Origin of the sequence: Pseudomonas sp. RtIB026 (assembly GCF_016861355.2) — a bacterium.
In the GTDB taxonomy this organism is placed as follows: domain Bacteria; phylum Pseudomonadota; class Gammaproteobacteria; order Pseudomonadales; family Pseudomonadaceae; genus Aquipseudomonas; species Aquipseudomonas peradeniyensis.
This window is the reverse complement of the sequence record NZ_AP023348.2, coordinates 4,173,953-4,199,140: the sequence shown is the minus strand read 5'-3', so window position 1 is coordinate 4,199,140 and position 25,188 is coordinate 4,173,953. Positions and strand designations below refer to the sequence as shown.

The 25,188-nt window shown below is 65.0% G+C and carries 24 protein-coding genes; 15 read left to right on the top strand and 9 right to left on the bottom strand.

Annotated features, from left to right (window positions below; genetic code table 11):
• Positions 1 to 75 precede the first annotated feature (75 nt).
• On the bottom strand, positions 76 to 570 hold the full coding sequence (locus PRtIB026_RS18620) for a DUF934 domain-containing protein (protein ID WP_028691443.1): 495 nt from the start codon (positions 568 to 570) through the stop codon (positions 76 to 78).
• Positions 554 to 2,206 carry a nitrite/sulfite reductase gene (locus PRtIB026_RS18615; RefSeq protein WP_203652347.1) on the bottom strand — a complete coding sequence of 551 codons (1,653 nt, stop codon included), beginning with the start codon at positions 2,204 to 2,206 and terminating at the stop codon, positions 554 to 556. Before PRtIB026_RS18615 ends, PRtIB026_RS18620 begins: the two co-directional genes overlap by 17 nt.
• Positions 2,207 to 2,423: 217 nt before the next feature.
• Here PRtIB026_RS18615 and PRtIB026_RS18610 point away from each other — a divergent pair, with 217 nt between their 5' ends.
• Entirely contained in the window at positions 2,424 to 3,500 is a 1,077-nt protein-coding gene (locus PRtIB026_RS18610; RefSeq protein ID WP_267812656.1) for an ABC transporter substrate-binding protein, read from the top strand.
• A 363-nt stretch (positions 3,501 to 3,863) separates the two neighbouring features.
• Here PRtIB026_RS18610 and PRtIB026_RS18605 read toward each other — a convergent pair whose 3' ends face one another.
• Positions 3,864 to 4,082 carry a DUF2970 domain-containing protein gene (locus PRtIB026_RS18605; RefSeq protein WP_050706106.1) on the bottom strand — a complete coding sequence of 73 codons (219 nt, stop codon included), beginning with the start codon at positions 4,080 to 4,082 and terminating at the stop codon, positions 3,864 to 3,866.
• A gap of 45 nt (positions 4,083 to 4,127) precedes the next feature.
• Positions 4,128 to 5,069 carry a LysR family transcriptional regulator gene (locus tag PRtIB026_RS18600; RefSeq protein ID WP_203652348.1) on the bottom strand — a complete coding sequence of 314 codons (942 nt, stop codon included), beginning with the start codon at positions 5,067 to 5,069 and terminating at the stop codon, positions 4,128 to 4,130.
• A 139-nt stretch (positions 5,070 to 5,208) separates the two neighbouring features.
• On the opposite strand from PRtIB026_RS18600, the gene PRtIB026_RS18595 reads away from it, so the two are divergent.
• From PRtIB026_RS18595 to PRtIB026_RS18585, 3 genes are all read left to right on the top strand, one after another.
• On the top strand, positions 5,209 to 6,438 hold the full coding sequence (locus PRtIB026_RS18595; RefSeq protein ID WP_110738959.1) for an acyl-CoA dehydrogenase: 1,230 nt from the start codon (positions 5,209 to 5,211) through the stop codon (positions 6,436 to 6,438).
• A 178-nt stretch (positions 6,439 to 6,616) separates the two neighbouring features.
• On the top strand, positions 6,617 to 8,029 hold the full coding sequence (locus tag PRtIB026_RS18590; RefSeq protein WP_203652349.1) for a PAAR domain-containing protein: 1,413 nt from the start codon (positions 6,617 to 6,619) through the stop codon (positions 8,027 to 8,029).
• Entirely contained in the window at positions 8,026 to 8,421 is a 396-nt protein-coding gene (locus tag PRtIB026_RS18585; RefSeq protein WP_203652350.1) for a hypothetical protein, read from the top strand. The genes PRtIB026_RS18590 and PRtIB026_RS18585 overlap by 4 nt, the downstream gene beginning before the upstream one ends.
• 608 nt (positions 8,422 to 9,029) lie before the next feature.
• On the opposite strand, the gene PRtIB026_RS18580 is transcribed toward PRtIB026_RS18585, so the two are convergent.
• The 3 genes from PRtIB026_RS18580 to PRtIB026_RS18570 form a co-directional block, all read right to left on the bottom strand.
• Entirely contained in the window at positions 9,030 to 10,382 is a 1,353-nt protein-coding gene (locus PRtIB026_RS18580) for an SPFH domain-containing protein (RefSeq protein ID WP_203652351.1), read from the bottom strand.
• Positions 10,383 to 10,552: 170 nt separating this feature from the next.
• The gene (locus tag PRtIB026_RS18575) at positions 10,553 to 11,965 is read right to left on the bottom strand and encodes a purine-cytosine permease family protein (RefSeq protein ID WP_203652352.1); all 1,413 of its coding nucleotides are present in this window, start codon (positions 11,963 to 11,965) and stop codon (positions 10,553 to 10,555) included.
• 411 nt (positions 11,966 to 12,376) lie between these two features.
• Positions 12,377 to 12,829, bottom strand: a complete 453-nt coding sequence (locus PRtIB026_RS18570; RefSeq protein WP_203652353.1) for an Lrp/AsnC family transcriptional regulator — start codon at positions 12,827 to 12,829, stop codon at positions 12,377 to 12,379.
• A 112-nt stretch (positions 12,830 to 12,941) separates the two neighbouring features.
• Here PRtIB026_RS18570 and PRtIB026_RS18565 point away from each other — a divergent pair, with 112 nt between their 5' ends.
• Both PRtIB026_RS18565 and PRtIB026_RS18560 read left to right on the top strand, forming a co-directional pair.
• Positions 12,942 to 13,556, top strand: coding sequence for a LysE family translocator (locus tag PRtIB026_RS18565; protein WP_198744729.1), 615 nt, complete (start codon positions 12,942 to 12,944; stop codon positions 13,554 to 13,556).
• A 60-nt stretch (positions 13,557 to 13,616) separates the two neighbouring features.
• Positions 13,617 to 14,084, top strand: a complete 468-nt coding sequence (locus PRtIB026_RS18560; protein ID WP_203652354.1) for an FAD/FMN-containing dehydrogenase — start codon at positions 13,617 to 13,619, stop codon at positions 14,082 to 14,084.
• A gap of 78 nt (positions 14,085 to 14,162) precedes the next feature.
• Here the strand turns inward: PRtIB026_RS18560 and PRtIB026_RS18555 are convergent, their stop codons facing one another.
• On the bottom strand, positions 14,163 to 14,912 hold the full coding sequence (locus PRtIB026_RS18555) for an SIR2 family NAD-dependent protein deacylase (RefSeq protein WP_203652355.1): 750 nt from the start codon (positions 14,910 to 14,912) through the stop codon (positions 14,163 to 14,165).
• 141 nt (positions 14,913 to 15,053) lie between these two features.
• On the opposite strand from PRtIB026_RS18555, the gene PRtIB026_RS18550 reads away from it, so the two are divergent.
• The 4 genes from PRtIB026_RS18550 (at position 15,054) to PRtIB026_RS18535 (ending at position 19,576) form a co-directional block, all read left to right on the top strand.
• Positions 15,054 to 15,473 (top strand): RidA family protein, encoded by a 420-nt coding sequence (locus PRtIB026_RS18550; RefSeq protein ID WP_203652356.1) that lies wholly within the window; start codon positions 15,054 to 15,056, stop codon positions 15,471 to 15,473.
• Between the two features lie 206 nt (positions 15,474 to 15,679).
• Positions 15,680 to 16,180, top strand: a complete 501-nt coding sequence (locus PRtIB026_RS18545; RefSeq protein WP_267812650.1) for a GNAT family N-acetyltransferase — start codon at positions 15,680 to 15,682, stop codon at positions 16,178 to 16,180.
• A gap of 140 nt (positions 16,181 to 16,320) precedes the next feature.
• Positions 16,321 to 18,420: a putative bifunctional diguanylate cyclase/phosphodiesterase gene (locus PRtIB026_RS18540; RefSeq protein ID WP_203652357.1), complete on the top strand. Its 2,100-nt coding sequence runs from the start codon at positions 16,321 to 16,323 to the stop codon at positions 18,418 to 18,420.
• A 277-nt stretch (positions 18,421 to 18,697) separates the two neighbouring features.
• The gene (locus PRtIB026_RS18535; RefSeq protein WP_203652358.1) at positions 18,698 to 19,576 is read left to right on the top strand and encodes a DMT family transporter; all 879 of its coding nucleotides are present in this window, start codon (positions 18,698 to 18,700) and stop codon (positions 19,574 to 19,576) included.
• 12 nt (positions 19,577 to 19,588) lie between these two features.
• Here PRtIB026_RS18535 and PRtIB026_RS18530 read toward each other — a convergent pair whose 3' ends face one another.
• Positions 19,589 to 20,497 (bottom strand): AraC family transcriptional regulator, encoded by a 909-nt coding sequence (locus tag PRtIB026_RS18530; RefSeq protein WP_203652359.1) that lies wholly within the window; start codon positions 20,495 to 20,497, stop codon positions 19,589 to 19,591.
• Between the two features lie 102 nt (positions 20,498 to 20,599).
• On the opposite strand from PRtIB026_RS18530, the gene PRtIB026_RS18525 reads away from it, so the two are divergent.
• The 5 genes from PRtIB026_RS18525 to PRtIB026_RS18505 are packed head-to-tail and all read left to right on the top strand — an operon-like array spanning position 20,600 to position 25,037.
• Positions 20,600 to 21,160, top strand: a complete 561-nt coding sequence (locus PRtIB026_RS18525) for a carboxymuconolactone decarboxylase family protein (RefSeq protein ID WP_254464136.1) — start codon at positions 20,600 to 20,602, stop codon at positions 21,158 to 21,160.
• A 47-nt stretch (positions 21,161 to 21,207) separates the two neighbouring features.
• Positions 21,208 to 22,272 (top strand): acyl-CoA dehydrogenase family protein, encoded by a 1,065-nt coding sequence (locus PRtIB026_RS18520; RefSeq protein WP_203652360.1) that lies wholly within the window; start codon positions 21,208 to 21,210, stop codon positions 22,270 to 22,272.
• A complete protein-coding gene (locus PRtIB026_RS18515) occupies positions 22,269 to 23,090 on the top strand; it encodes an ABC transporter ATP-binding protein (RefSeq protein WP_203652361.1) in 822 nt (273 codons plus the stop codon). The genes PRtIB026_RS18520 and PRtIB026_RS18515 overlap by 4 nt, the downstream gene beginning before the upstream one ends.
• Positions 23,077 to 24,282 (top strand): ABC transporter substrate-binding protein, encoded by a 1,206-nt coding sequence (locus PRtIB026_RS18510; protein ID WP_110733784.1) that lies wholly within the window; start codon positions 23,077 to 23,079, stop codon positions 24,280 to 24,282. The genes PRtIB026_RS18515 and PRtIB026_RS18510 overlap by 14 nt, the downstream gene beginning before the upstream one ends.
• Positions 24,282 to 25,037, top strand: a complete 756-nt coding sequence (locus PRtIB026_RS18505) for an ABC transporter permease (protein WP_203652362.1) — start codon at positions 24,282 to 24,284, stop codon at positions 25,035 to 25,037. Before PRtIB026_RS18510 ends, PRtIB026_RS18505 begins: the two co-directional genes overlap by 1 nt.
• Positions 25,038 to 25,188 lie beyond the last annotated feature (151 nt).

Here is a 25,188-nt window from a genome sequence, read left to right as displayed (position 1 = left end):
CCGGACTGATCGTCTTGCAGGCGTAAAAACGAATCGGCCCGCCAGAAGGCGGGCCGAGCGTACGGCAAGCGACGATCAGCGGCGGCGGAACAGCGGCAGCGGTTCGTCGGTGGCGCCCTGGTAGGTCACCGAAAAGTCCTTCAGGCTCTGCAGCGCGTCTTCCGGGTCCTTGTCGGCACGGATGGCGAACGCGTCGAAGCCGCAGCGGGCCATGTAGAACAGCTGGTCGCGCAGCACGTCGCCGATGGCGCGCAGCTCGCCCTTGAACTTGTAGCGGTCACGCAGCAGGCGCGCGTTGGAGTAGTTGCGCCCGTCGGTAAAGGCCGGGAAGTTCAGGGCGATGACCTGGAAGTGCTCGACGTCTTCACCGATTTCCTCGGCTTCCTCGTCGCTGTCCAGCCAGATGCCCAGGCCGCCATCGCGGGCCTTGAGCAGGCTCGGATGATCGCGCCACAGCTGCAGCGGCACGATGTAGTCGTCGCAGTTGGTCAGCTCGTCGATCGAGACGTCCTTGGGCAGCAGGTGCCAGGTTTCGTCGACGATCTGGTTGTTCTTAATGATTCGCTGCATAGACGCGTTCCTTGAAGGGGTCGATGCCGATCCGCTGGTAGGTGTCGATGAAGCGCTCGTCTTCGGTGCGCTGCTCGACGTATACATTGATCAGCTTCTCGATCACGTCGGCCATGTCGTCCTGGGCGAAGGAGGGCCCGAGGATCTTGCCCAGGCTGGCGTCGCGGGCAGCGTTGCCGCCCAGCGAGACCTGGTAGAACTCTTCGCCCTTCTTGTCCACGCCAAGGATGCCGATGTGGCCGACGTGGTGGTGGCCGCAGGCGTTCATGCAGCCGGAGATGTTCAGGTCGAGCTCGCCGATGTCGAACAGGTAGTCCAGGTCGTCGAAGCGGCGCTGGATGGATTCGGCGATCGGGATCGACTTGGCGTTGGCCAGCGAGCAGAAGTCACCGCCCGGGCAGCAGATGATGTCGGTCAGCAGGCCGATGTTCGGGGTGGCGAAGCCTTGCTCGCGCAGTTCCAGCCAGAGGGCGTGCAGCTGGCGCTGCTCGACGTCGGCGAGGATGATGTTCTGCTCGTGGGAGGTACGCAGGTAACCGAAGCTGTAGCGTTCGGCGAAGTCCGCGACGGCGTCGAGCTGCTTGTCGGTCAGGTCGCCCGGGGCGACGCCGGTGGGCTTGAGCGACAGGGTCACGGCAACATAGCCCGGCTTCTTGTGCGCACGGGTATTGCGCGAGCGCCAGCGGGCGAAGCCCGGGTGCTCGGCGTCCAGGGCGCTGTAGTCGATATTGTCGAGGGCCAGGTACTCGGGGTCGACGAAGTGACGGGCAACGCGCTGCACTTCGTCCTCGGTCAGGGTGGTGCTGCCGCCGCGCAGGTGGGCCATCTCGGCCTCGACCTTCTCGGCGAACACTTCCGGGGTGAGGGCCTTGACCAGGATCTTGATCCGCGCCTTGTACTTGTTGTCACGGCGGCCGTAACGGTTGTACACGCGCAGGATGGCGTCCAGGTAGCTGAGCAGGTCCTGCCAGGGCAGGAACTCGTTGATGAACGAGCCGATCACCGGAGTACGGCCCAGGCCGCCGCCAACCAGTACGCGGAAGCCCAGCTCACCGGCGGCGTTGCGCACCGGCTCCAGGCCGATGTCGTGCACTTCGATGGCGGCGCGGTCGTCGCTGGAGCCGTTGACGGCGATCTTGAACTTGCGCGGCAGGTAGGCGAATTCCGGGTGGAAGGTGGTCCACTGGCGGACGATCTCGCACCACGGGCGCGGGTCCACCAGCTCGTCGGCGGCGACACCGGCGAACTGGTCGGTGGTGACGTTGCGCAGGCAGTTGCCGCTGGTCTGGATCGCGTGCATCTGCACGGTGGCCAGCTCGGCGAGGATCTCCGGGATGTCTTCCAGCGCCGGCCAGTTGTACTGCACGTTCTGGCGGGTGCTGATGTGCGCGTAGCCCTTGTCGTAGTCGCGGGCGATCTTCGCCAGCATGCGGGTCTGGCGGGCGTTCAGCTGGCCATAGGGCACGGCGACACGCAGCATCGGCGCGAAACGTTGGATATACAGGCCGTTCTGCAGGCGCAGAGGGCGGAATTCTTCTTCGCTCAGCTCACCGGCCAGGTAGCGGCGGGTCTGATCACGGAACTGCTTGACGCGGTCCTCGATGATCCGCTGATCGTACTCGTCGTATACGTACATATAAGTCCTGTCTCAGGCTAGCATGCAGCTAATCGCGCGCACGGCCGCGCACTCCGGGTCGGAGCCGAGGCACGATAGCAGAGTGGGTTTATGCGCTAAAGTGATGTTTTTGCATATGAAAAGAACCATTTGGACTAAGTGAGACTGACTGGCATTTGTCCGCGCCGGTACATCGCGGCGCTATAATCTGGGGTTTGCTCCGCAGGGAAGTAACAGCATGCTCAAGGCCTTGTGCCAGAGCCTGTGCCTGAGCCTGCCGCTGGCAGCGAGCGCACAGGCCGCGTCCGTGGTGTTCCTCAACCCGGGCTATTCCAACGAGACGTTCTGGGTCGATTACTCGCGCTTCATGCAGGCCGCCGCCAACGACCTGGGCATGGCCTTGCGCGTGCAGTACAGCGAGCGCCGCGCCGACCTCGCGCTGACCCAGGCCCGCGAGGTGCTGCAAGGTCCGCAGCGCCCGGACTACCTGGTGCTGGTCAACGAACAGTATGTCGCGCCGGAGATCATCCGCCTGTCGCGGGGCACCGGAGTCAAGCTGTTCCTGGTCAACAACGGCCTTACCGACAGCCAGGCGCACAGCATCCAGGCGCAGCCGGACAAATACCCCGAAGTGCTTGGTACCCTGGTCAGCAACGACGAGGAGGCTGGCTACCAGATGCTCAAGGCGATGGCGGCGCAGCTGCCGGCTGAGGCGCAGGCGGTTGAGCTGCTGGCGTTCGCCGGGGTCAAGACCACGCCGGCCTCGCAGCTGCGCGTGCAGGGCATGCGCCGGGCGTTGGCGGAGTTCCCCCAGGTGCGCCTGCGCCAGGTGGTGTACGGCGGCTGGAGCCGCCAGCGCGCCTTCGAGCAGGCGCAGATGCTGCTGGAGCGCTATCCCGACACGCGCCTGGTGTGGTCGGCCAACGACCAGATGGCGTTCGGTGCCATGCAGGCGTTCGAGGCGCTGGGCAAGGTGCCGGGGCGCGATGCCCTGTTCAGTGCGGTCAACAGCTCGCCCGAGGCCCTGCGGGCGCGGATCGACGGACGCCTGAGCGTGCTGATGGGCGGGCATTTCACCCTGGGAGGCTGGGCCATGGTCATGCTGCACGATGACGCCCAGGGGCTGGTGGTGGGCCGCGACGGCCAGCGTGAACATAGCGTGCCGGCCTTGCAGCTGATCGACCCGGACAAGGCCCGACGCTGGCTCAAGCTGCTGGAGCAGGACAACCACGGCATCGACTTCCACCGTTTCAGTGCCGAGGGCAGGCCGACGGACTTTCGTTACCCCTTTCTCACGTCACCCGTCGACTATTGAAAGACCCTGCTTGAGGGAAGGGCATTGCTGGACTTAACTGCTGCTTGTGAAGTGCATTCCCATAACCACTACAAGAGGCAATGCAATGGGAAACTCTACCAAGGTCCGCAAAGCTGACAGCAGTGTCGATGCCTGGGCGATCCTGTGTCTGATCGTGCTGGTGGTGGTCACTGCGGTGTACTGGGTCAGCCATCAGTAGCGGATAACTGCTCGAGACCGTGAGTAACACCTGAACCGCCCGCGGAAGGGAAATCCGCGGGCGGGTTGCGTTTGGGTCGGCCCCGGCGATCTTTGCCCAAAACGCCGACATCCTGGGGCCGTTGCACGGCCCTTTCGCGGCACAAGGCCGCTCCTACAGGGGCTTTAGCGCGCCGTCAGGTGCATCGCCAGCTGCACCAGGCCGATCAGCACGAAGATGAAGATCAGCGTGAACAGCGTCCCCATCACGATGAAATGGCTGGCCTTGCCGTAGGTGAAGTCGCGGGCGCGGTTCTTGCCGCTCTGCACGCCGAAGGCGGCGGCGAGGATGCTCTGCAGCATCTGCCAGAAGGTCGGTGGCTTGCCGTGTTGGTGATCGTCCATGAGTGGCTCCCTGATTCAGAGGCAATCACCGACAGTGTAGGCGACTCAGGCCGATGCCATGGCCGGATCCGCCTGTTCCTGCTCATCCTGGGCCACCACCCGTTCGCACAGCTCGATGATCTGCTCGCGCATCCAGCGGTTGGCCGGGTCCTGATCGGTGCTTTCGTGCCAGTACAGGTGGGTCTCCAGCGCCGGCACCTCCACCGGCAGCGGCTGGTGGCGCAGTTGGTGGCGACGGACGAAACGCTCGGGCACGGTCATGACCATGTCGGTCTGCTGCAGCACCTGCGAGGCCATCAGGTAGTGCTGCGAGCGCAGCGCGACACGCCGCTGCACGCCCATCTTGCCCAGGGCCAGGTCCACATAGCCCAGGCCGTTGCGGCGGCTGGAGATATGGATGTGGGTCATGGCCAGGTAGCTGTCCAGGGTCAGCTTGCCGTCGGCCTGCGGGTGGCCGGGGCGCATGGCGCAGACGTAGCGGTCCTGCATGAGCTTGACGTGGCGCACCTGCGGGTCGGTGTTCAGCGGCGCGTCGACGGCGAAGTCCAGGCGCCCGGCAGCCAGTTCCTTGGTGGTCTCGCGGCGCTTGCACAGGAAGCTCTCGATCACCAGTGCCGGGGCCAGCCGACGCAGGCGCTGGAACAGCGGCGGCAATATCACTGCCTCGGTGAGGTCGGTCATGCTGATGCGGAAGGTCTTGCTGGCCTGCAGTGGGGTGAAGATGCGGCTTTCCTGCACCGAGGTGCGCAGCAGCGACAGTGCGTTGCGCACCGGGCCGATGATGTTCTGCGCCATGGGCGTGGGCACCATGCCCTGGGCGGTGCGCACGAACAGCGGGTCATTGAAGGTCTCGCGCAGGCGCGATAGGGCGTTGGACACCGCCGGCTGGGTGATGCCGACGATCTGCCCGGCGCGGGTCAGGTTGGCTTCGGTGTAGATGGCGTCGAAGACGATGAACAGGTTGAGGTCGACCTTGCTGAGGTTCATGGCGCCGCTCTTTGTTGGAGTTATCGGGGGATCATATATTGGTTATGAATGTTTATACACGTAGAAAATAGACTAGGTGGATGAAGGGTGGCTGTTCTAGGCTCAGGTCCATGTTCTTCATTGACTGAAGGTAGCCCCGATGGATTTCGCCTATTCGCCCAAGGTCCAGGCACTGCGCGAGCGCGTCAGCGCATTCATGGATGCATACGTCTACCCGGCCGAGCCGGTGTTCGAGCGCCAGGTCGCCGAGGGCGACCGCTGGCAGCCCACCGCGATCGTCGAGGAACTCAAGGCCAAGGCCCGCGCCGAGGGGCTGTGGAACCTGTTCCTGCCGGAATCGGAGTACGGCGCGGGGCTGACCAACCTCGAATACGCGCCACTGGCCGAGATCATGGGTCGTTCGCTGTTGGGGCCCGAGCCGTTCAACTGCTCGGCGCCGGACACCGGCAACATGGAAGTGCTGGTGCGCTACGCCAGCGAGGCGCAGAAGCGCCAGTGGCTCGAGCCGCTGCTGCGCGGCGAGATCCGCTCGGCGTTCGCCATGACCGAGCCGGACGTGGCCTCCTCGGACGCCACCAACATGGCCGCCACCGCCGTGCGCGACGGTGACGAGTGGGTGATCAACGGCCGCAAGTGGTGGACTTCCGGCGCCTGCGATCCGCGCTGCAAGGTGATGATCTTCATGGGCCTGTCCAATCCGGACGGCCAGCGCCACCAGCAGCACTCGATGATCCTGGTGCCCACCGACGCACCCGGGGTGAAGATCGTCCGCCCGCTGCCGGTGTTCGGCTACGACGACGCGCCCCACGGCCACGCCGAAGTGCTGTTCGAGAACGTCCGCGTGCCTTATGAAAACGTGCTCTTGGGCGAGGGCCGCGGCTTCGAGATCGCCCAGGGCCGCCTTGGCCCGGGCCGCATTCACCACTGCATGCGCTCGATCGGTATGGCCGAACGCGCCCTGGAGCTGATGTGCAAGCGCTCGGTCGAGCGCACCGCCTTCGGCCGGCCCTTGGCGCGGTTGGGGGGCAACGTCGACAAGATCGCCGACTCGCGGATGGAGATCGACATGGCCCGCCTGCTGACCCTGAAGGCCGCCTACATGATGGACACCGTCGGCAACAAGGTGGCGCGCAGCGAGATCGCCCAGATCAAGGTGGTGGCGCCCAACGTTGCGCTGAAGGTGATCGACCGGGCCATCCAGATCCATGGCGGGGCGGGGGTGAGCGGTGATTTCCCGCTGGCGTACATGTATGCGATGCAGCGCACCCTGCGCCTGGCCGACGGGCCGGATGAAGTGCACCGGGCGGCGATCGGCAAGTATGAGATTGGCAAGTATGTGCCGAAGGAGATGTTGCGCAGCGGGCACTGAAGAGCATCGTGACCAGCCCGCTCAGGTTCGGCCGCACGCCTGAACAGGCTGGTTACAGGGTTGGTTTTAGGACTTTTCTCTAGGTAGAGTAGGAAAGTTCTCTTTCGCTTTTTCTCGGGTAACAGGGCGAACTTCATTTGTTAGGTTCTTGAGCTCTCAGCGCAAAAGGAACCTGCACATGTATCGCGTCAGTCTTGATGGGAAAGGCCAGGCAGTAGATGGTGATGTGACCACCACGGGTGCAATTTGCATTGCCAGCGGTGAGAGTTACATCTGTGATGGACGAAAGGTCCTGCGGGTCGGGGACTCGACTACCGAATGTCCGCTCTGCTGCCAACCTGGCGTCGTTGTAGAGGGCTACCTCGGGTGGATTTCCGACGGTCAGCCACTGGCGATGGATGGTTCACTGGTTGCCTGTGGCTGCCCGAACGGCAGTAACAGGGTGGTTGCTCCTTTGGGTGGAATGGCGCCGTCCAGTCATCCCATGCATGGCAGGCAGACAAACGCGGCGACGGCCCCCGGCGCCCGCACTCTCCATGCCCCAGCCAACGCACAGATGCCTGGCGCCATCGCGTCTGCGCAAGTCGGGTTGGAACCCGGTTTTCATATCGTTCCCCGCAGCATGTCCGGTCCCCAGGTACTGGCGCAGTTGTTGGCGCAGGACAGCACACTGCCTATTGCACGCATCCAGCGCCTGAACCCTACCTTCGAGCAAGGTTTCAAGGCCGGTGAAATCTTTGTCCTCGGTGACCCCGACAATCACCACGCCTGCACCCGCGAGGAGGCCGACCTGATGGCTGCGGCGCAGCGGGCGCGGGAGGCACTGGCTGTGCTCGACGAGCAGGAGGCCAACTTCATGATGCAGCACATTGGCGAGGTCGCCGGAGTGCTCAATGGCGCGAGTCAATCCATGGGCGTGGGCAAGGACATGCTGTCGCGTGGGCTGGGGCAGGTTGGGGATACGCTCAAGGGGCTCGAGCGCCTGCATCAGCGCGAGTTCACTTTGCATGGTCATCTCAATAGCCCGCAATTCTTCGAATCACGTCGAGCGCTCTATCAGCAACTGGATGCACAGCTGCGTAGTGCGTTTCTAGGCAAGTACCTGAACCTTGGTGGGCATGAAAGCCTGCGTAAGAGCTTGAATATCTCCACCAAAAGCCTCGTTCATCACTGGTCCAAGGCTGGTGCGCCGGGGGCGATACCGGGGTATGCGACGCATTTGGATGAAGTGGCGAAGATGTCGAAGTATTTGAAGTATGGGGGGCATGTGGCGGTGGGGTTAGGTGCGACATCGTCCTACCTTAAAGTACAAGAGGTATGTCGTGCAGGGGAAACTGAGCAATGCAGAAAGGTTCGCTTCACTGAAGCTGGCAGCTTTGCTGGCGGGCTTGCCGGTGGCGTTCATGGTGCACGGGTAGGCACCCTGATGGCCACCTTCTCTTGTGGAGCCGTAGGTGCTGTTACAGCTGGCGTTGGGGGTGCTGCGTGCGGTCTAGTGCTTGTGGGGGCAGGTTCATTCATCGGTGCCACAGGTGGTGGTATGGGAGGTGAGTGGCTAGGAGAAGCTTTGTATGAGTGGCGATCGAAATGAGCAGTTTCTGGTCGACGGGATGGGCCATGGTGTTTATGGCGATACCGTTTTTGCTTTGCCAGATCGGATTGATCATGAGTTTGATGCTTACTCGTGAGAGTTGTTACGACCGTGTTGTCAAAGCGCTCCCCAGAAGTGTTTGGGTGGAACAGCGGAGACGTTCCTTTGATGAGCTAAGTTTCAGATCAAGGTGGTATTTTATAAATACAGTCAGTGGGGCGTTTCTCTACCCTTCTTATGTCATTCGCAAAGGCCTTTTTGACGAGAGCGAGGTAGTGGCTTTCCCTGCCGGTCTTCGATGCATGATGGTTGTATCTGCCTGGTTTTCCATTGTTGGATTTTTATGGTTGATATTTGCAGTGGCGTTGCTGGCGTTTACACGGGTTGGTTGATCATTATGATTGACCTCAGTGGATGGCCTGTCGGTTTACGGATAGTGCTGCTGATTGTTCCATTTGTATTGTTGATCATCGGCGTCGCTATCAATGCCTATATTGCAGGGTCGCGTCACTTCAATGTTATGTGTCATGCCTTTCGACGTAGTAGTGGTCTTGACGACGAGGTCGCTGTATGGGGTACGAAAAATTTGAAGTCACGGATGTTGATCGTTAGCACCATGAGCCTTGGGGTGATATGGCCATCCTTTGGGCATCGTTGTGGGTGGTTGAGCATTAAAGATAGCGATGAATTTCCCAGTTACCTGAAATGGAGGATGAAGTTAAGCAGCTATTGTTTACTGGCTGGCTTAGGGGGGCTGTTTTTCCTAACGACATTTGTGAAGATCATAGAGTCATGAATGTTTAGGTGCTATTTGCAAAACGCTACACTAGTGTCCTGTCTCGGAAATAAGCTGTTCACTTTTGGCGGCGTCTTGGGCGCCCGGCCGGCGTTGCCACTCCTCGCCATAGCCCTGCTATGACTCGTTGCGGCGCCTTGGCCGAACACCCAAGACACTCGCCAAAAGAGAACGTATTTCCGAGACAGGACACTAGGGGGTTACTCAAGGCGTCTTGAGGTCCAGCACCAGATCCTTCGCCGCCTTGGTCGCGAGCACGCTCATCAGTTTGCCCATCTCGTCCTGACGACCAAGCCCCGCGTCGGAGCCTCCCATCATAACGCTGGGCACCGGCGCCTGGGCTGCTGCGTTGGCCCAGGCGCGGTTGATCTGCACCAGGGCGTCGAGCTTGGTCTGCAGGGCACCGTCGGCCTTGAGCGAGGCCTCGCGTGCATAGGCTTCCGCATCGGCCGTGATCTTGGTGGCCTCGGCGTTGACCCTGGCCTTGTCACGGAGCAGCTCGGCGGTTTGCTTGTCGATCTCGGCCCGGCGTTTTTCCCGTTCGGCGTTGATCAGGGTGAGCTGTTTCTCGGTCTCGGCTTCCGTGGTGCGTTCGATCTGCTGGCGCAGGCTTTCCTGGCGCTTGGCCTCGACGTCCTTGGCGCCGCGGGCGGAGACCAGCTCCTTCTCTTCTTCTTCCTTGAGCCGGTTCTGCCGGGCCACGGCGAGCTCGGCCAGGGCCTGCTGTACCCTCACCATGCGTTCCTGGTACTGGGGGTTGGGGTCGATGTGCGTCACCCGGGCATCGACGACTTCGACGCCGAACAGGCGGAACTGCTGTTGCTTGCGCAGTTCCTGGCCGTCCTTGTCGAGCTTCTTCTCGATGACGAAGCGGGTCGCGGAGTTATCGCCGAAACTGCCCTGGTCGGTGCCCGACTGGAGTATCGCGGTCTGTGCCGGCAGGTTGTCGCGCTGCACGCGAATCTCCTTGCGGCTGGTCAGGTACAGGCCGTTGCGCAACTGGTTCTCGAACTCGGCGCCAAAGTGGCTGCGGTTGCCGGCGTAGTAGTCATCGGCGCTCATCAGCGAAGCGGTGGCCTGCAGGGTTTCCTTGACGGCGGGCAGCAGGGCGCGCTGCAGGAAGTTGTCGGGGGTGCGGTACTCCTGGGCAATCTTCAGGAAGGCATCGCCCGAGGGCAGGCGGAACTGGGTGCTGAATTCGGCCTTGGCGTCGACGTTGCCGAGGAACACGATCGGCAGGTTTTCCAGGATCACCGACGGTTGTCCGCTGCGGTTGTCCTCCTGGTTGTCCACCCGCAGGGCGGACTGGACGCCAATGGTGCGTCGCCAGACCGTGCTACGACCGAACCACTTGGTCGCGTAGCCGACATCCTCGACCACTTTCTCTTCGCCGAAGATCGTGCGCACGTGAGTCATCTGGCCCGCTTCGTTGTAGAAGAACACTTCGTTGAACACGGCGGCGATGGCGCCGAGGGCAAGCACCGGCAGGGTGATGGCGGCAATCAGCTTGCGCTTCTTGCGCAGGATCGTGAAGTCGGGGGCTGGCAATTTTTGCATGGGACACTCCTTGTGCGGGAAGTGCGTATGCTCGCCAAGGTGTTTTGCCTGGAGTAGTCAGCTGGGTCCGCTTGCTATGTAGGACGTTTCTGGGTGAGCGGTGAGCATGCCGGGAAATGGCAGAAGACCCGCCGCGGCGGGTCTTCCTGTCGATCATCAGCCCGGCGGATTCAGACCCCCGCCGCCAGCTTTGCACTCACTTGCCGACGACGATATTCACTGTCCCGGCTGGCCAGCCACCAGTACAGCGGCGAGGTGATCGCCAGCCCCACCAGCCACGACAGGTCGGCGCCATTGATGTGCACGGACACCGGCCCGACGTACAGCGGTGTGTTCATGAACGGGATCTGCACCGCGATACCCACCGCGTAGGCAATCAGCGCCTGGGGGTTGTAGCGGCCGTAGATGCCGCCGTCGACCTTGAAGATCGAGTCGATGTCGTAGTCGCCCTTGTGGATGACATAGAAGTCGATCAGGTTGATCGCCGTCCACGGCACCAGCACCACCAGCAGCACCAGCACCATGTCGACGAAGTGGCCGATGAAGTCCGCCGAGGCGAACACCGCCACCACGCAGCAGGCGGCCAGGACGATCAGCGACAGCACGGCGCGGCTCTTGGCGGTGGGGATCCAGCGGTAGGCGAAGGTCTGCACCAGGGTGATGATCGACAGCACCGCGCCGTACAGGTTGAGGGCGTTGTGGCTGATCACGCTGAGCAGGAACAGCACCAGCATCAGCGGGCCGAGGGTGCCGGTGGCGAGTTTGACCGCGTCCATGGTGTCCATCCCGGCCGGGATCGCCAGCACCGCGACCGCGCCGAAGATGAACGACAGGCTCGAGCCCAGGGCCGAGCCCAGGTAGGTGGTCCAGAAGGTCGAGGACACCTTGACGTCGGCCGGCAGGTAGCGCGAATAGTCCGATACGTAGGGGGCGAAGGCGATCTGCCACAGCGCCGCCAGCGACACGGTGGCCAGCCAGCCGGCCAGGTTGAAGCCGCCGCGGGTGAGGAAGTCGTCGCTCTGCACATGGCTGAAGATGTAGCCGAAGCCGACCACTATGCCGATGCCCAGCACCCAGGTGCCGATGCGGTTGAGCACGTGGATGAAGCGGTAGCCGATGATGCCGATGATGCCCGAGCCCAGGGCGCCGATGACGATGCCTACCGGCACCGGCACGCTGTCGACCACGCCGTGCAGCGACTTGCCGGCCAGGACGATGTTGGAGGCGAAGAAGCCGATGTACATGACCCCGGCGATCACCACCACCAGCAGGGCGCCGAGCGAGCCGAACTGGGCGCGGCTCTGGATCATCTGCGGGATGCCCATCTGCGGGCCCTGGGCCGAGTGCAACGCCATGAGCACGCCGCCGACCAGGTGACCGACGAGGATCGCGACGATGCCCCAGACCAGGTTGAGGTGGAACAGCTGCACGCCGAGCGCGCCGGTGACGATGGGCAACGGCGCGATGTTGCCGCCGAACCACAGTGTGAACAGATCCCTTACCTTTCCATGGCGGTCTTGCGGCGGCACGTAGCCGATCGTGTGTTTCTCGATGAGGGGTGCCGAATTGGCTGCACTGGTCATGACTGACTCCAAGGCAAGGTGGGGCATCGGGGGAGGCCCGGGTGCGTGCCGGCAAGGGGCGACGCGTTCTTGTTGGAGCGATGATGCGGGGCGGGCGGGTATCGAGAAATTAGTAAATTTGTGCTCATGAACCTTAAAAAACCTAAGGCTGGCAAAAGGTTAAGCGGGGGACGGGAGCAAGGAAGGTGCCAGGTGGCGGGAGCGCCTGAGGTAGGTGGGTTGCCGGGGCTGCGGGTGGCTTCGGGTGCGCGGTGGTGGTGCAGAATGAGCATTGCTGGTGCACGGGTACAGGTTGACCAGGCCGGCCCATTCGCGGGTAAACCCGCTCCCACAGGTTCATCAATAGCCTGCGGAATCTGTGGGTTTACCCGCGAATGGGCCGGTGCAGGCAATACATACCGACCAGGCTACCTACATCGGCAACAACCGGTCCTGGATCACCTCCTTCATCACCAGCGTCGAGCTCAGGCGTTTGACATTGGGAATGCTGGTCAGCTGTTCGTCGTACAGTTTCTGGAACGCCGGCAGGTCCCTGGTCACCACGTGCAGCAGGTAGTCCGGATCGCCGAACAGGCGCTGAGCCTCGACGATCTGTGGAATGTCTGCGAGCGCCGCCTCGAAGTCCGCCACTGGCTGGCGGGTCACTTCGCGCAAGGTCACGAACACCAGCGCGGCGAAGTTCAGGCCCAGGGCCGCCGGGGCCAGGCGGGCGTGGTAGCCGAGGATGGCGCCGGATTCCTCCAGCGCCTTGAGGCGGCGGTGGCAGGGCGACAGGCTCAGGCCCACGCGCTCGGCCAGCTCGGTGACCGACAGGCGCCCGTCTTTTTGCAGCTCGGCAAGGATCTTTCGATCAGTTCGATCCATGGGGGAGAATCTTCCATCGATTGGCTTGGTAGAGGGAATATACGAAAGAAAATCCCCGGGCGATATCCGTAGTCTTTCTTTCACCGAAACCTGCGTGAAAGGAAGGATCGAAATGACCATGAGTGTATTGGCGGCGTTCTGGGCCGTTTCCCTGCTGTTCGTGATCACCCCCGGTGCCGACTGGGCCTATGCCATCTCGGCCGGCATGCGCGGACGCTGGGTGGTGCCGGCGGTGGCGGGCATGTTGTCCGGGCATTTCCTCGTCACCCTGGTGGTGGCGGCCGGGGTCGGCAGCCTGCTCGCCGGGCATCCGCTGGCGCTGACCCTGCTCACCCTGGCCGGCTGCCTCTACCTGCTGTGGCTGGGCGGCAACTTGCTGTTGAGCCCGGCGGTGCCCGAGGCGGGCGAGGGCGGCGAGCGCGACTCGGGGTCGCGCTGGGCGTTCAAGGGCTTGTGCGTCAGTGGGCTGAATCCCAAGGTCTTCCTGCTGTTCCTGGCGTTGCTGCCACAGTTCACCGACCCGCAGTCGAGCTGGCCGCTGCCGTTGCAGATCCTGCTGCTGGGGCTGGTGCACCTGGGCAGCTCGCTGGTGATCTACCTGATGGTCGGCTACGGCGCCAAGGCCGTACTGCGCACCCGGCCCGCGGCGGCGCGGGTGGTGGGGCGGTTGTCCGGCGGCGTGATGATCCTGATCGCCGTGGGGCTGATTGCCGGGCAATTGCGCTGAACCTGTCAACGGCGGCGGCTTGGGCTATGCTGACGGCCCTTACGAACCGGACCGACAACCATGAAATACGCCGCCGCACTCCTGCTCAGCCTGCTTCCGTTCCTGGCTCACGCTGCGCAGACCGGGGAAACCCTCGCGCCCTGGACCCTGCTCGACCAGTACGACCAGCCCTACAGCCTGGGCAGCGACACCCGCATCCTGCTGGTCGCCCGCGACATGGACGGTGCCAAGCTGATGAAGGCGGCCCTGGCCGAGCAGCCCAAGGGCTACCTGGAGGCGCGCAATGCGGTGTTCGTCGCGGATATCCAGCGCATGCCGGCGCTGATCAGCAAGCTGTTCGCCATCCCGGCCATGCGCGACTACAGCTACCGGGTGCTGCTGGACCGTGAAGGCCAGGTCGCCAGTCGTTATGCCGGCGAGGAGGGCAAGGTGCTGTGGCTCTCGCTGGACAAGGGCGTACTGGTCGGGCAGAAGACCTATACCGCTGCCGATGACCTGAAAGCGGCGCTGGAGCAGGCCGGCCACTGAGCCGATGGCCCTGTGCAGGCGAGCCTCGTGGGAGCGGGCTTGCCCCGCGAAAGGGCCACCAGCGACAGCGCGGCAGGTTCAGGTAAACGCCTGGCGCATCAACTCAGGCAACATTTCGCCCGCCTTGCCGGCCAGCACGAACTCTCGCGGATGCCCCTCGCTCTCAGGCTGCGGATTGACATGCACCACCGTCGCCCCCGCCGCCAGCGCCAGCCGTGGAATCGAGGCCGCCGGCTGCACCACGCCGGACGTTCCCACCGACAACAGCAGGTCGCATTGCTGCGCGGCGTCGAACGCCCGCTCCAGCGTCTGCTCCGGCAACATCTCGCCGAACCACACCACCCCGGGCCGCAGCGGCCCGGCGCAACGGCTGCAGCGCGGAGGCTCAATGCGCCGGCCTTGCAGGGCGTCCTCGGGCAGGGCCACAGGCGCGTCCACCGGCCGTGCGCAGTCCAGGCAGCGGAACGCGTCCAGCCGCCCATGCAAATGCAGCACGTCCTGGCTGCCGGCGCGCTCGTGCAGGTCGTCAACGTTCTGCGTCACCAGGGTCAGCTTCGGTACCCGCGCCGCCAGCGCGGCGATGGCCTGGTGAGCGGGGTTGGGCGTGGCCTGGGCGATCCCCGCTCGGCGCATCTGGTACCAGCCCCAGACCAGCGCCGGGTCGGCGCGAAAGCCTTCGGCGCTGGCCAGTTGCGCTGGGTCGAAACGCTCCCACAACCCGGTCAGCTTGTCGCGGAAGGTGGCGATGCCGCTTTCGGCGGATACCCCGGCACCGGTGAACACCACCACGTGGCGGGCTTGGGTGAGCAAGGTTGGATCGAACGGCATGGGGGCTCCAGGACGACGGTGCGAGGGCGCCACTGTGCCAGTGGGGCCGGAAGGCGACAAGCACCGGGGAGTCGGGGGCTTGACCTCGACCTAACCTGAGGTCTGATACTCGGCCGCTCATTCCATCGACGGAGCGATACCATGACCCAGCCAGCCGCCTTCGCCCTGAGCAACCCCGAAGGCCTCTACGACCCCAGTGGCAATGCCTATTCCCATGTCGCCGAAGTGCGTGCCGGCAGCCGCCTGCTGTGCATCGCCGGGCAGGGCGGCGAGGACCTGCAGGGCAATCTCTCGGCGCGTTTCGACGAGCAGGCGCGCCAGGCCCTGGTGAACCTGAAGATTGCCCTGGCCTCCCGTGGGGCCACTCTCGAGCACGTGTTCAAGCTCACCTTGCTGGTGGTCGATCATTCCGAGGCGCGCCTGAGCCAGTGGGTGGCCGAGGCCGAGCGCGCCTGGGGTGGCAGGATGACGCCGACCTGCACGCTGATTCCGGTCCCGCGCCTGGCGCTGGACGGGATGCTGGTGGAAGTGGATGCGGTGGCGGCGCTGCCCGAGGCGTGAGCGATCGGCCCTGCACAATCCCTGTAGGAGCGGCCTTGTGCCGCGAAGGGGCGCGTAGCGGCCCCAGGTTTCCAATTTAAAGCAGAAATCGCCGGGGCCGCTTTGCGGCCCTTCGCGGCACAAGGCCGCTCCTACAGGGGGGCGTGCAAGCCCTGCCCACGATGGACTGGTAGACTCGCGATTTGCCAATCGATCGAGCCTGCGCCATGACCGCCCCTGTCGAACTGCACCAGACCGGCCCCGAGCACGTCGAACTGGTGCGCAACCTCTACCAGTTCTACGCCTACGAGTCCTCCGACTGGGAGCAGGAGGACGTCGAGGTGGACGGGCGCTTCTACATCCACGAGCCGCACTTCGCCCGCTACTGGCAAACCCCCGGCTGGAGCGCCAACCTGATCCTGGTGGACGGCTTCATCGCCGGCTTCATGCTTATCGAGCGCAGCGAACTGCCCGGCATCGAGGCCTGCGAGTTGGCCGACCTGTTCATCCTCAAGAAGTACCGCCGCCAGGGCGTGGGCCTGGCGGTGGCGCGCCAGACGCTGTGCGAAGGCGACAGCGACTGGCTGGTGCGCTGCTATCGCGAGGATGCCCCGGCCCTGGCGTTCTGCCAGGCAGTGCTGGCGGACCTGCCGCGTCCGGTGCGGGAGATCGCGCTGGATGACGAGCCGCAACTGCGCAATTTCCTGGTGACCCGACGGCGGCACTGAACCCCTGCAGATTTTTTGTGACGCACTTCACAAAAGACCTGCGTCGAGCGGCATAATGCCAGCACTTCGTTATTTCGGACTGTTCCGACGTACGGTCCGGAGGTTTCCTATTCCTGCTGTGAAGGAGTCAGGTCATTCCCATGCCGCTCGCCGCCAATCCTGACATGATGTACCGGTTGTTGATCCAGAGTGTGGCGGACTATGCCATCTACCAGCTCACCCCCGAGGGCATCGTCGCCAACTGGAACCCGGGCGCGCAGCGGGCCAAGGGCTACCAGGCCGAGGAGATCATCGGCCAGCACTTCTCGGTGTTCTATACCGACGAGGACCGCCATGCCGGCCTGCCGGCGCTCAGCCTGGACACCGCGCGTAACGAGGGGCGTTTCCAGGCCGAAGGACTGCGCCAGCGAAAGGACGGTTCGCACTTCTGGACCAGCGTGGTGATCGAGCCGATCAAGGATGAACACAGCGGACAGTTGATCGGCTATGCCAAGATCACCCGCGACATCTCCGAGCGCCGCCAACATGAGCTGGAGCTGCTCAAGGCCAAGGAGCTGGCCGAACAGTACAGCCAGGAGATGACCACCCTGTCGCAGTTCCTCGACTCGGTGATCGCCAACATTCCTGCCAGCGTCATCGTCCAGGACCTGCAGAGTCAGCAGATCCTCCTGGCCAACCAGCAGGCCGAGCACCTGTTCGGCCGCCAGGGCACGCGCATGGTCGGCCAGCTGCCCGGCCAGTGCCTGGTGCCAGCGGCCGTCGACTACCTCGAACAGCAGTTGGCGCGCGGGGCGCGCAGTACCAAGGGCTATGCCGCCGAAACCCGGGTCGACACCGCCACGGGGCCGCGCACCCTGCGCAGCCGGGCCACGCTTTGCGACAACCGCGAAGGGCAGGGGGACTACGTGCTGTTCGTCGCCGAGGACGCCACCGAGGAACTGGCCGCCCATGCCCAGATCCATCACATGGCCCACCACGACGCGCTGACCGGGCTGCCTAACCGTACCCTGTTCCACGAGCGTCTCAAGCAGGCGCTGCTGCGCGGCGAGGACAGCGACAAGCTGACCGCCGCCCTGTGCCTGGACCTGGACAACTTCAAGAACATCAACGACACCCTTGGCCACGCTTTCGGCGACAAGCTGCTGCGCGCCCTGGGCAAGCGCCTGCGCCGCGAGCTGCGCGAGCACGACACCCTGGCCAGGCTCGGTGGCGACGAGTTCGCCGTGGTGCTGTCGGGCCTGGAGACCGGCGACGCGGCGCGTAACACTGCCCAGCGCCTGATCGAGGCGATCTGCCCGCCGTTCCATATCGAAGGGCACCAGTTCAGCGTGGGGGTGAGCATCGGCGTGGCGGTCGCGCCCGACGACCACGACCAGGCCGAGCAGTTGCTGGGCTACGCCGACATGGCCCTGTACGAGGCCAAGCGCAATGGCCGCAACCGCTACGAGTGCTTCCATGTCGAACTGGATGTCGCCGCCCGCCAGCGCCGCCTGGTCGAGACCGACCTGCGCACCGCGCTGCACCTGGGCCAGCTGCAGCTGCACTACCAGCCGGTGGTGGACCAGCAGAGCGCCAGCGTCACCGGCTACGAGGCCCTGCTGCGCTGGGAGCACCCGAGCCGCGGCATGATCATGCCCATGGATTTCATCCCCATCGCCGAGGAGACCGGGCTGATCCACGAGATTGGCGCCCGGGCGCTGAACCTGGCATGCCAGGAGGCGGCCAGCTGGGGCACCGCGCAGACGGTGTCGGTCAACCTGTCGCCGGTGCAGTTCAAGAACGCCAACCTGGTGCACACCGTGGCCCTGGCTCTGGCTGACTCGGGACTACCGGCCACGCGCCTGGAGCTGGAGATCACCGAGTCGGTGCTGCTGGGCAACAGCGAGGAGAACGTGCGCACCCTGCGGGCATTGAAGGATCTGGGTGTGTCGATTTCCCTCGACGATTTCGGCACGGGGTATTCCTCGCTCGGCTACCTGCGCTCGTTCCCCTTCGACCGGATCAAGATCGACAAGTCGTTCGTCCACGACATGTGCGAAAGCCGCGAGGCGATGTCGATCATCCGCGCCATCACCGAGCTGTCCAACAGCCTGATGATCAAGACCACGGCCGAAGGGGTGGAGTCGGCCGAGCAGATGGAGCGTCTGCTGGCCGAGGGGTGCTCGCATTTCCAGGGCTACCTGTACGGCCGACCGGCACCGGCGAGCGAGCGCTTGACGCAGGTGATGCCGCGGTCCTGACGGGTTCTGCACGCCCTTGTAGGAGCGGCCTTGTGCCGCGAAAGGGCCGCAAAGCGGCCCATGCGATCTTTGCAGCAATGCTGAATCCTGGGGCTGCTGCGCAGCCCTTTCGCGGCACAAGGCCGCTCCTACAGAATCCGCAAGGCATTCGGCAAAAGTGGTCGATCAGCGAACAAAATGTACCAGTTGGACCACAAGGCTTTGTCGCGTCCCCGGGTTCTCTTCTAGAATCCGCCCATGCCCCGGCACCATGCCGGGGCCATCGCCCGAGAGCCTCATGAGTTCCAGTTCGCCGCTGTCCGGAGTCAACCAGCCGCTGCGTGGCATCGCCCTGGTGGTGGTGGCCACCTTCCTGTTCGCCAGCCACGACGCACTGTCGAAACTCCTCGGTGGGATCTACCCGATCATCATGGTGGTCTGGGTGCGTTACCTGGTGCACACCCTGCTGATGGCCGGGATCTTCCTGCCCAAGGCGGGCCTCGCGGTGCTGCGTACCCGCCGGCCATTGTTGCAGACGCTACGCGCGCTGAGCCTGCTCAGCACCAGCCTGCTGTTTACCGCCGGCTTGCAGTACCTGCCGTTGGCGGAGGCGACCGCGGTCAACTTCCTCGCGCCGGTGCTGGTCACCGCGCTGTCGGTGCCGCTGCTCAAGGAGCGGGTGACGCCGGGGCAGTGGCTGGCGGTGGTGATGGGCTTCATCGGTGTGCTGGTGGTGGTGCACCCGGGCGGGGCGATGTTCACCCCGGCCATCCTGTTCCCCTTCGGCTCGGCGCTGGGGTTCTGCTTCTACCAGTTGCTGACGCGCAAGCTGGCCGCCCACGACACTCCAACCACCAGCAACTTCTATGCGGGGTTGTGCAACACCCTGATCATGACGGCACTGGTGCCGTTCTTCTGGCAGGCGCCGCAATGGCCCCATGTGCCGCTGATGCTGGCGCTGGGCGGCTGCGGGATGACCGCGCACCTGTTGCTGACCCAGGCGTTCCGCCATGCCGCACCGGCATTGCTGGCACCGTTCAGTTATTGCCAGATCGTGTTCGCCGGGCTGCTGGGGCTGGTGGTGTTCGGCCAGGTCCCGGATGGCACGAGCCTCGTCGGCATCGCGGTGATCTGCCTCAGCGGGCTGGGGGCGGCCTGGATGCAGCGAAGGGCGTGAGGGGCATGCCCCTCAGCCAGCACCCTGCTGTTTGCGATAGGCCCCGGGTTGCACGCCGACCGCCTTGGCGAACGCCCGGGTAAAGGCCGCCACCGATTGATACCCCGCCTGCGCGCCCACCTGTTCGACGGTATTGCCCGCCTTGAGCAACTGGCAGGCATGGCGCATGCGCAGCGCCAGCAGTACCTGCCCGGGCGATTGCCCGGCCAACTCGTTGAAGCGCTTGAAGAAGGCCGAGCGCGAAAGCCCCGTGCAGGCCGCCATGTTCTCCAGCGTCCAGGCCTGCCCCGGCTCCTCGATCAAGCGTTCCAGCAAGCCGGCGAAGGCCGGCTGGCGGGCGAGGGCGACCAGCCCGCCCAGCGAGTGGCCGGCGTGCACCTGCTGGCGCAGCACATACAGGAACAGCAGGTGGGTGAGGCGTTCCAGCAGCGCCTGGGAGGGCTGCGGGCGACGGCATTCCTCGAGGATCAGCCCGAACAGCGCCCGCGCCGCGCTGCCGGCCGGCTCGCTGGCGCGCAGCAGGATCCAGTCCGCCAGCCCGTCGACGATCAGTGACGACAACCCCGACTGGAAGTGGAAGAAGCCGCACACCAGCCCCACGCCGTCGCCCGCTTCGAGGTCCAGCGCCTGCATGCTCCGGCGCGGCTGGGCACAGGCGTCGGCGGCATCCTCGTCGCCGGACAGTCGATAGGCCAGGTCCCGCAAAAGGAATACCGCATCGCCGCTCTCCAGGCGCAGCGGCTGCGCCTGGCCATCGATATGCAGCCAGCAATGGCCCTGCACCACCAGGTGGAAACTGGCCCGGCCCATGCCCTGGGTGCTGGCGTGCCAGCCCCCGCAGTAGCGGCCGACATGGAACAGGCTGGCGTCGAGCTCCAGGCTCTCTAATAACCAATCGACGAGGGGGCTGGAAGAAATCATCTAATGCAAGGACTCTGGAGCAAGGAAAGGCGACTGATGAATATGGATGCTACTTCTTATAACCAACAGACTGTAGCGACCTACATCAAAGGAGACCACTCCATGTCCGCACGCATCACTCTACACAGCCTGCAGACCGCCCCGGAAGCCGCCCGCCCGTTCCTCGAGAACGCGCAGAAGAACTCAGGCTTCATTCCCAACCTGCTGGGCATCCTGGCCAACGCCCCGGCGGCGCTGGAAACCTACGTTACCGTCTCGGCGCTCAACGGCAAGTCCGAGCTGACCCTGGCCGAGCGCGAGGTGGTGCAGTTGATCGCCGCCACCCAGCACGGTTGCGATTTCTGCGTCGCCGGCCACACCGCCGTGGCGCTGAACAAGGCCAAGCTGCCTCAGGACGTGGTCGATGCCCTGCGTGCCCGCGGCGAGCTGCCTGACGCCCGCTACGAGACCCTCGCCGAATTCGCCCGTGAAGTGATCGCCACCCGCGGCAACGTCGGCGATGCCACCTATCAGGCATTCCGTGACGCCGGATTCAGCGAAGGCAACGCCCTGGAAGTGATTCTCGGCGTGAGCCTCGCAACCCTGTGCAACTTTGCTAATGTGTTCGCCCAGACGCCGCTCAACGACGAGCTGAGCAAGTACCGCTGGCAGCCTTCGGCCTGATCAAGGCCTGATGCCGGCGCGTCCGGCGTTTCAACAGGAGTAGGGACATGCTTGATCATGCATTTCGACAATGGCTGGATGCCAATGCCGAGGCCATCGACCAGGGCCAGTGCGATCCACACCTGGTGCTGGCGCATATCGCCGAATCGCAGCTGCTGCGCATCGGCGTCGACCCGGCCCTGGGCGGCTCGGGTGGTGACGTCAGCGCGGCGGTCGAGGCCATCGCCGCCATCGCCAGCCGTTCGCTGGCCGCGGCCTTCGTCTGCTGGGGTCAGCGCGCCTTCATCGAATACCTGCTGCAAAGCCCCAACCGGGCGCTGTGCGAACGGCTGCTGCCCGACCTGCTGAAGGGCGAGCTGGCCGGGGCCACCGGCCTGTCCAACGCCATGAAGTTCCTCTCCGGGATCGAGGCCTTGCAGGTGCGCGGCCGTGCCGCGAGCGACGGTTGGAACCTGGAAGGGCGCCTGCACTGGGTGACCAACCTGCGCAAGCGTGGCTTCGTGGTGGCCGCGGCCATCGAGGATGACTCCGGCGGCGCGCCGTTCGTGGTCGCCATCCCGTCGAACGCGCCGGGCCTGGAGCGCTCCGACGACCTGCAACTGATGGGCCTGCAATCGAGCAACACCGCGGCGCTGGCCTTCCACCAGGTACCCTTGGCCCGCGACTGGCTGCTGCACGACAACGCCCGCGAGTTCCTGCCCAGGGTGCGTCCGGCGTTCCTGGCGCTGCAGTGCGGCATGGCCATCGGCCTGGCTCGCCGCGCCCTGGAGGAGGCACAGGCACACCTGCAGGGGCGTGGCGCGTTCCTCGATGAGGCGCGTCAGGTGCTCGCCGAGCGCCTGGAGAACACCGTCGCCGAGCTCAAGCAGGGGCTGCTCGACGGCCGCTTCCAGAGCCAGCCGGCCGCCTTGTTCAAACTGCGCATCACCCTCGCCGAATGCGCCGCCGACGCCGTGCAGCTGGAGTTGCAGGCCAGCGGTGGCAAGGCCTACCTGACCGCCTATGGCGAGGGCTTCGCCCGCCGCTGGCGCGAGTCGGCGTTCGTGCCGATCGTCACCCCGAGCCTGGTGCAGCTGCGCGCCGAGCTGCAACGCCAGGCGGCCTCTGCATGACCGACGTGCTACTCGAAGCCCGCGACATCAGCCTGGGCTACCCGCGCGAGGGTGGCTGGCAGGCGGTGCTGGAGCAGTTCGACCTGGCGCTGGCGCCGGGGGAGGTGGTCAGCATCCTCGGCCCCAGCGGGGTCGGCAAGTCCAGCCTGCTGCGCGTGCTGGCCGGCCTGCAGCAGGCCCGTGGCGGCAGCGTGCAGTTGCGCGGCGAGCCGCTGCAGGGGCCGCATCCGCGCCTGGCGGTGGCATTCCAGGACCCCAGCCTGCTGCCTTGGCTGAGCCTTGAGAAGAACGTCGCCTTCGGTCTCGACTTTGCCCGCCAGCCCAGGCTGCCGGCGGCCGAGCGGCGCGCACGGATTGACCACGCCATCGACGCGGTGGGCCTGGCCCACGCCCGTGGCCAGTACCCGGCGCAGCTGTCCGGCGGCATGGCCCAGCGCACCGCGCTGGCCCGCTGCCTGGCGCGCCAGCCCGAGGTGCTGTTGCTGGACGAACCCTTCGGCGCGCTGGACGAGGTGACCCGGGCCGACATGCAGCAACTGCTGCTGCAGCTGATCGCCACCCACAACACCGCCGCCGTGTTGATCACCCACGACATCGACGAAGCCCTGCTGCTGTCCGATCGCGTGCTGCTACTGGGCAACCACCCGGCGCGCACCCTCGGCCAGTGGCACATCGACCTGCCGCAGCCGCGTGCGCAGCGGGTCGAGGAACTGGGCGCGCTGCGCATCGAGATCCTGAAAACCCTTCGGCGGGCAAGCCGCACAGCCGAACCCACTCCATCCCCCTTGCCCTCGGAGGCTGTCCATGTGCATGGATGACTGCTGTTCCACGACGTCCCGTCGCGACTTTCTCAAGCTGAGCGCGATGCTCACCGCCGCCGGCGCCGTGCCGCTGCTGTCGAGCCTGCAGGCCCGCGCCGCCGCCGAGCCGGACGCGCCGGTGCGCATCGGCTACCTGCCGATCACCGACGCCACGCCTTTGCTGGTGGCGCACAACAACGGCCTGTTCGAGGCCGAGGGCATCAAGGCCGAGCGCCCGGTGCTGCTGCGCAGCTGGGCGCAGGTGATCGAGGCGTTCATCTCCGGGCAAGTCAACGTCATTCACCTGCTGTCGCCGATGACCGTGTGGGCGCGCTACGGCAGCAAGGTGCCGGCCAAGGTCGTGGCCTGGAACCACGTCGGCGGCTCCGGCCTGACCGTGGCCCCGGACATCACCGAGATGAAGCAGCTCGGCGGCAAGACCGTGGCGATTCCGTTTTGGTACTCGATCCACAACGTGGTGCTGCAACAGATGCTCACCGACAATGGCCTCAAGCCCGTGTCCAAGCCGGCCGACGCGCAACTGGCGGACAACGAGGTCAACCTGCTGGTGCTGCCGCCGTCGGACATGCCACCGGCCCTGGCCAGCAAGCGCATCGCCGGCTACATCGTTGCCGAGCCGTTCAACGCCCTTGCCGAGAACCTCAAGGTCGGCCGCGTGCAGCGCTTCACCGGCGATGTCTGGCGCAACCATGCCTGCTGCGTGGTGTTCATGCACGAGCACGACCTGAACAACCGTCCGGAGTGGTCGCAGAAGGTGGTCAACGCCATCGTCAAGGCCCAGCAGTGGACCCGCGAGCACCGCGCCGAGGCCGCCGCGCTGCTGTCCAAGGCCGGCCCCAACAAGTACACCCCGCACGAGCCGGCGGTGCTGACCAAGGTGCTGGCGCCTTCCGCCGAAGACCGCGCGGGCTACATCGCCAGTGGCGCGATCCAGCACCAGCAGTGGGACGAGAAGCGCATCGACTTCCAGCCTTATCCGTTCCCCAGCTACACCGAGGAACTGGTCAAGCGCCTGAAGAACACCCTGATCGTCGGCGAGAGCGATTTCCTCGCCGCCCTGGACCCGGCGCAGACCGCCCGTGACCTGGTGGACGAGCGTTTCGTGCGCAACGCCATCGCCGCCGTGGGCGGCCCGGCCGCGTTCGGCATCGCCGAGAACTTCCAGCGTAGCGAGGAGTTCGCGGTCTGATGCGCAGGCATGTCGTACATGGCGCCCTGGGCCTGGCGGGCCTGGCGGCGCTGCTGTTGCTGTGGTGGGCGGGCGTGCGCCTGTTCGGCGCCGCCGATGGGCTGTCGGCGCGCTTCGCGCCCCAGGCCACGTTGCAAAGCCTGGTAGAGCTGCTGGGGCAGGGCGAGGTCTACGGGCATATCTGGGTGAGCCTCAAGCGCATCCTCGTCGGCCTGCTGCTGGCGCTGCTGATCGGTGTGCCACTGGGCCTGCTGGTGGGTAGCTACCGGCACCTGGAGGCGGCGACCACGCCGGCGTTCCAGTTCCTGCGCATGATCTCGCCGCTGTCGTGGATGCCGGTGGTGGTGATGCTGATGGGCGTGGGCGACCAGCCGATCTACTTCCTGCTGGCCTTCGCCGCGCTGTGGCCGATCCTGCTGAACACCGCCGCCGGGGTACGCCAGCTCGACCCACGCTGGCTGCAGTTGAGCCGCAGCCTCAGCGCCACGCGCTGGGAGACCTTGTGCAAGGTGATCATCCCCGGGGTGATCGGCGATGTGCTGACCGGCGTGCGGCTGGCCATCGGCATCCTGTGGATCGTGCTGGTGCCGTGCGAGATGCTCGGGGTCAGCGCCGGGTTGGGCTACTTCATTCTCGATACCCGTGACCGGTTGGCTTACTCGGAGCTGATGGCGATGGTGCTGCTGATCGGGGTGCTGGGGTTCATGCTCGATGCCCTGGCGCGCGGGCTGCATCGGCGCTGGGTGCATGCCTGAAGTCTGTAGGAGCGGCCTTGTGCTGCGAATGGGCCGCAAAGCGGCCCCGGCGATCTTTGTATCAACGCTGAAATCCTGGGGCCGCTACGCGGCCCTTTCCGGCCGGTCCGACGCCTCGGCAAGGCCGCTCCTACAGGGGGAGCGCGTGAGG

Coding starts and splice junctions, on each gene's coding strand:
- PRtIB026_RS18515 (WP_203652361.1), top strand. CDS start 22,269: ATGACCGACGTGCTACTCGAAGCCCGCGACATCAGCCTGGGCTACCCG.
- PRtIB026_RS18550 (WP_203652356.1), top strand. CDS start 15,054: ATGACCCAGCCAGCCGCCTTCGCCCTGAGCAACCCCGAAGGCCTCTAC.
- PRtIB026_RS18535 (WP_203652358.1), top strand. CDS start 18,698: ATGAGTTCCAGTTCGCCGCTGTCCGGAGTCAACCAGCCGCTGCGTGGC.
- PRtIB026_RS18510 (WP_110733784.1), top strand. CDS start 23,077: ATGTGCATGGATGACTGCTGTTCCACGACGTCCCGTCGCGACTTTCTC.
- PRtIB026_RS18560 (WP_203652354.1), top strand. CDS start 13,617: ATGAAATACGCCGCCGCACTCCTGCTCAGCCTGCTTCCGTTCCTGGCT.
- PRtIB026_RS18525 (WP_254464136.1), top strand. CDS start 20,600: ATGTCCGCACGCATCACTCTACACAGCCTGCAGACCGCCCCGGAAGCC.
- PRtIB026_RS18545 (WP_267812650.1), top strand. CDS start 15,680: ATGACCGCCCCTGTCGAACTGCACCAGACCGGCCCCGAGCACGTCGAA.
- PRtIB026_RS18610 (WP_267812656.1), top strand. CDS start 2,424: ATGCTCAAGGCCTTGTGCCAGAGCCTGTGCCTGAGCCTGCCGCTGGCA.
- PRtIB026_RS18530 (WP_203652359.1), bottom strand. CDS start 20,497: ATGATTTCTTCCAGCCCCCTCGTCGATTGGTTATTAGAGAGCCTGGAG.
- PRtIB026_RS18570 (WP_203652353.1), bottom strand. CDS start 12,829: ATGGATCGAACTGATCGAAAGATCCTTGCCGAGCTGCAAAAAGACGGG.
- PRtIB026_RS18540 (WP_203652357.1), top strand. CDS start 16,321: ATGCCGCTCGCCGCCAATCCTGACATGATGTACCGGTTGTTGATCCAG.
- PRtIB026_RS18615 (WP_203652347.1), bottom strand. CDS start 2,206: ATGTACGTATACGACGAGTACGATCAGCGGATCATCGAGGACCGCGTC.
- PRtIB026_RS18585 (WP_203652350.1), top strand. CDS start 8,026: ATGAGCAGTTTCTGGTCGACGGGATGGGCCATGGTGTTTATGGCGATA.
- PRtIB026_RS18505 (WP_203652362.1), top strand. CDS start 24,282: ATGCGCAGGCATGTCGTACATGGCGCCCTGGGCCTGGCGGGCCTGGCG.
- PRtIB026_RS18620 (WP_028691443.1), bottom strand. CDS start 570: ATGCAGCGAATCATTAAGAACAACCAGATCGTCGACGAAACCTGGCAC.
- PRtIB026_RS18590 (WP_203652349.1), top strand. CDS start 6,617: ATGTATCGCGTCAGTCTTGATGGGAAAGGCCAGGCAGTAGATGGTGAT.
- PRtIB026_RS18575 (WP_203652352.1), bottom strand. CDS start 11,965: ATGACCAGTGCAGCCAATTCGGCACCCCTCATCGAGAAACACACGATC.
- PRtIB026_RS18580 (WP_203652351.1), bottom strand. CDS start 10,382: ATGCAAAAATTGCCAGCCCCCGACTTCACGATCCTGCGCAAGAAGCGC.
- PRtIB026_RS18595 (WP_110738959.1), top strand. CDS start 5,209: ATGGATTTCGCCTATTCGCCCAAGGTCCAGGCACTGCGCGAGCGCGTC.
- PRtIB026_RS18555 (WP_203652355.1), bottom strand. CDS start 14,912: ATGCCGTTCGATCCAACCTTGCTCACCCAAGCCCGCCACGTGGTGGTG.
- PRtIB026_RS18600 (WP_203652348.1), bottom strand. CDS start 5,069: ATGAACCTCAGCAAGGTCGACCTCAACCTGTTCATCGTCTTCGACGCC.
- PRtIB026_RS18520 (WP_203652360.1), top strand. CDS start 21,208: ATGCTTGATCATGCATTTCGACAATGGCTGGATGCCAATGCCGAGGCC.
- PRtIB026_RS18605 (WP_050706106.1), bottom strand. CDS start 4,082: ATGGACGATCACCAACACGGCAAGCCACCGACCTTCTGGCAGATGCTG.
- PRtIB026_RS18565 (WP_198744729.1), top strand. CDS start 12,942: ATGACCATGAGTGTATTGGCGGCGTTCTGGGCCGTTTCCCTGCTGTTC.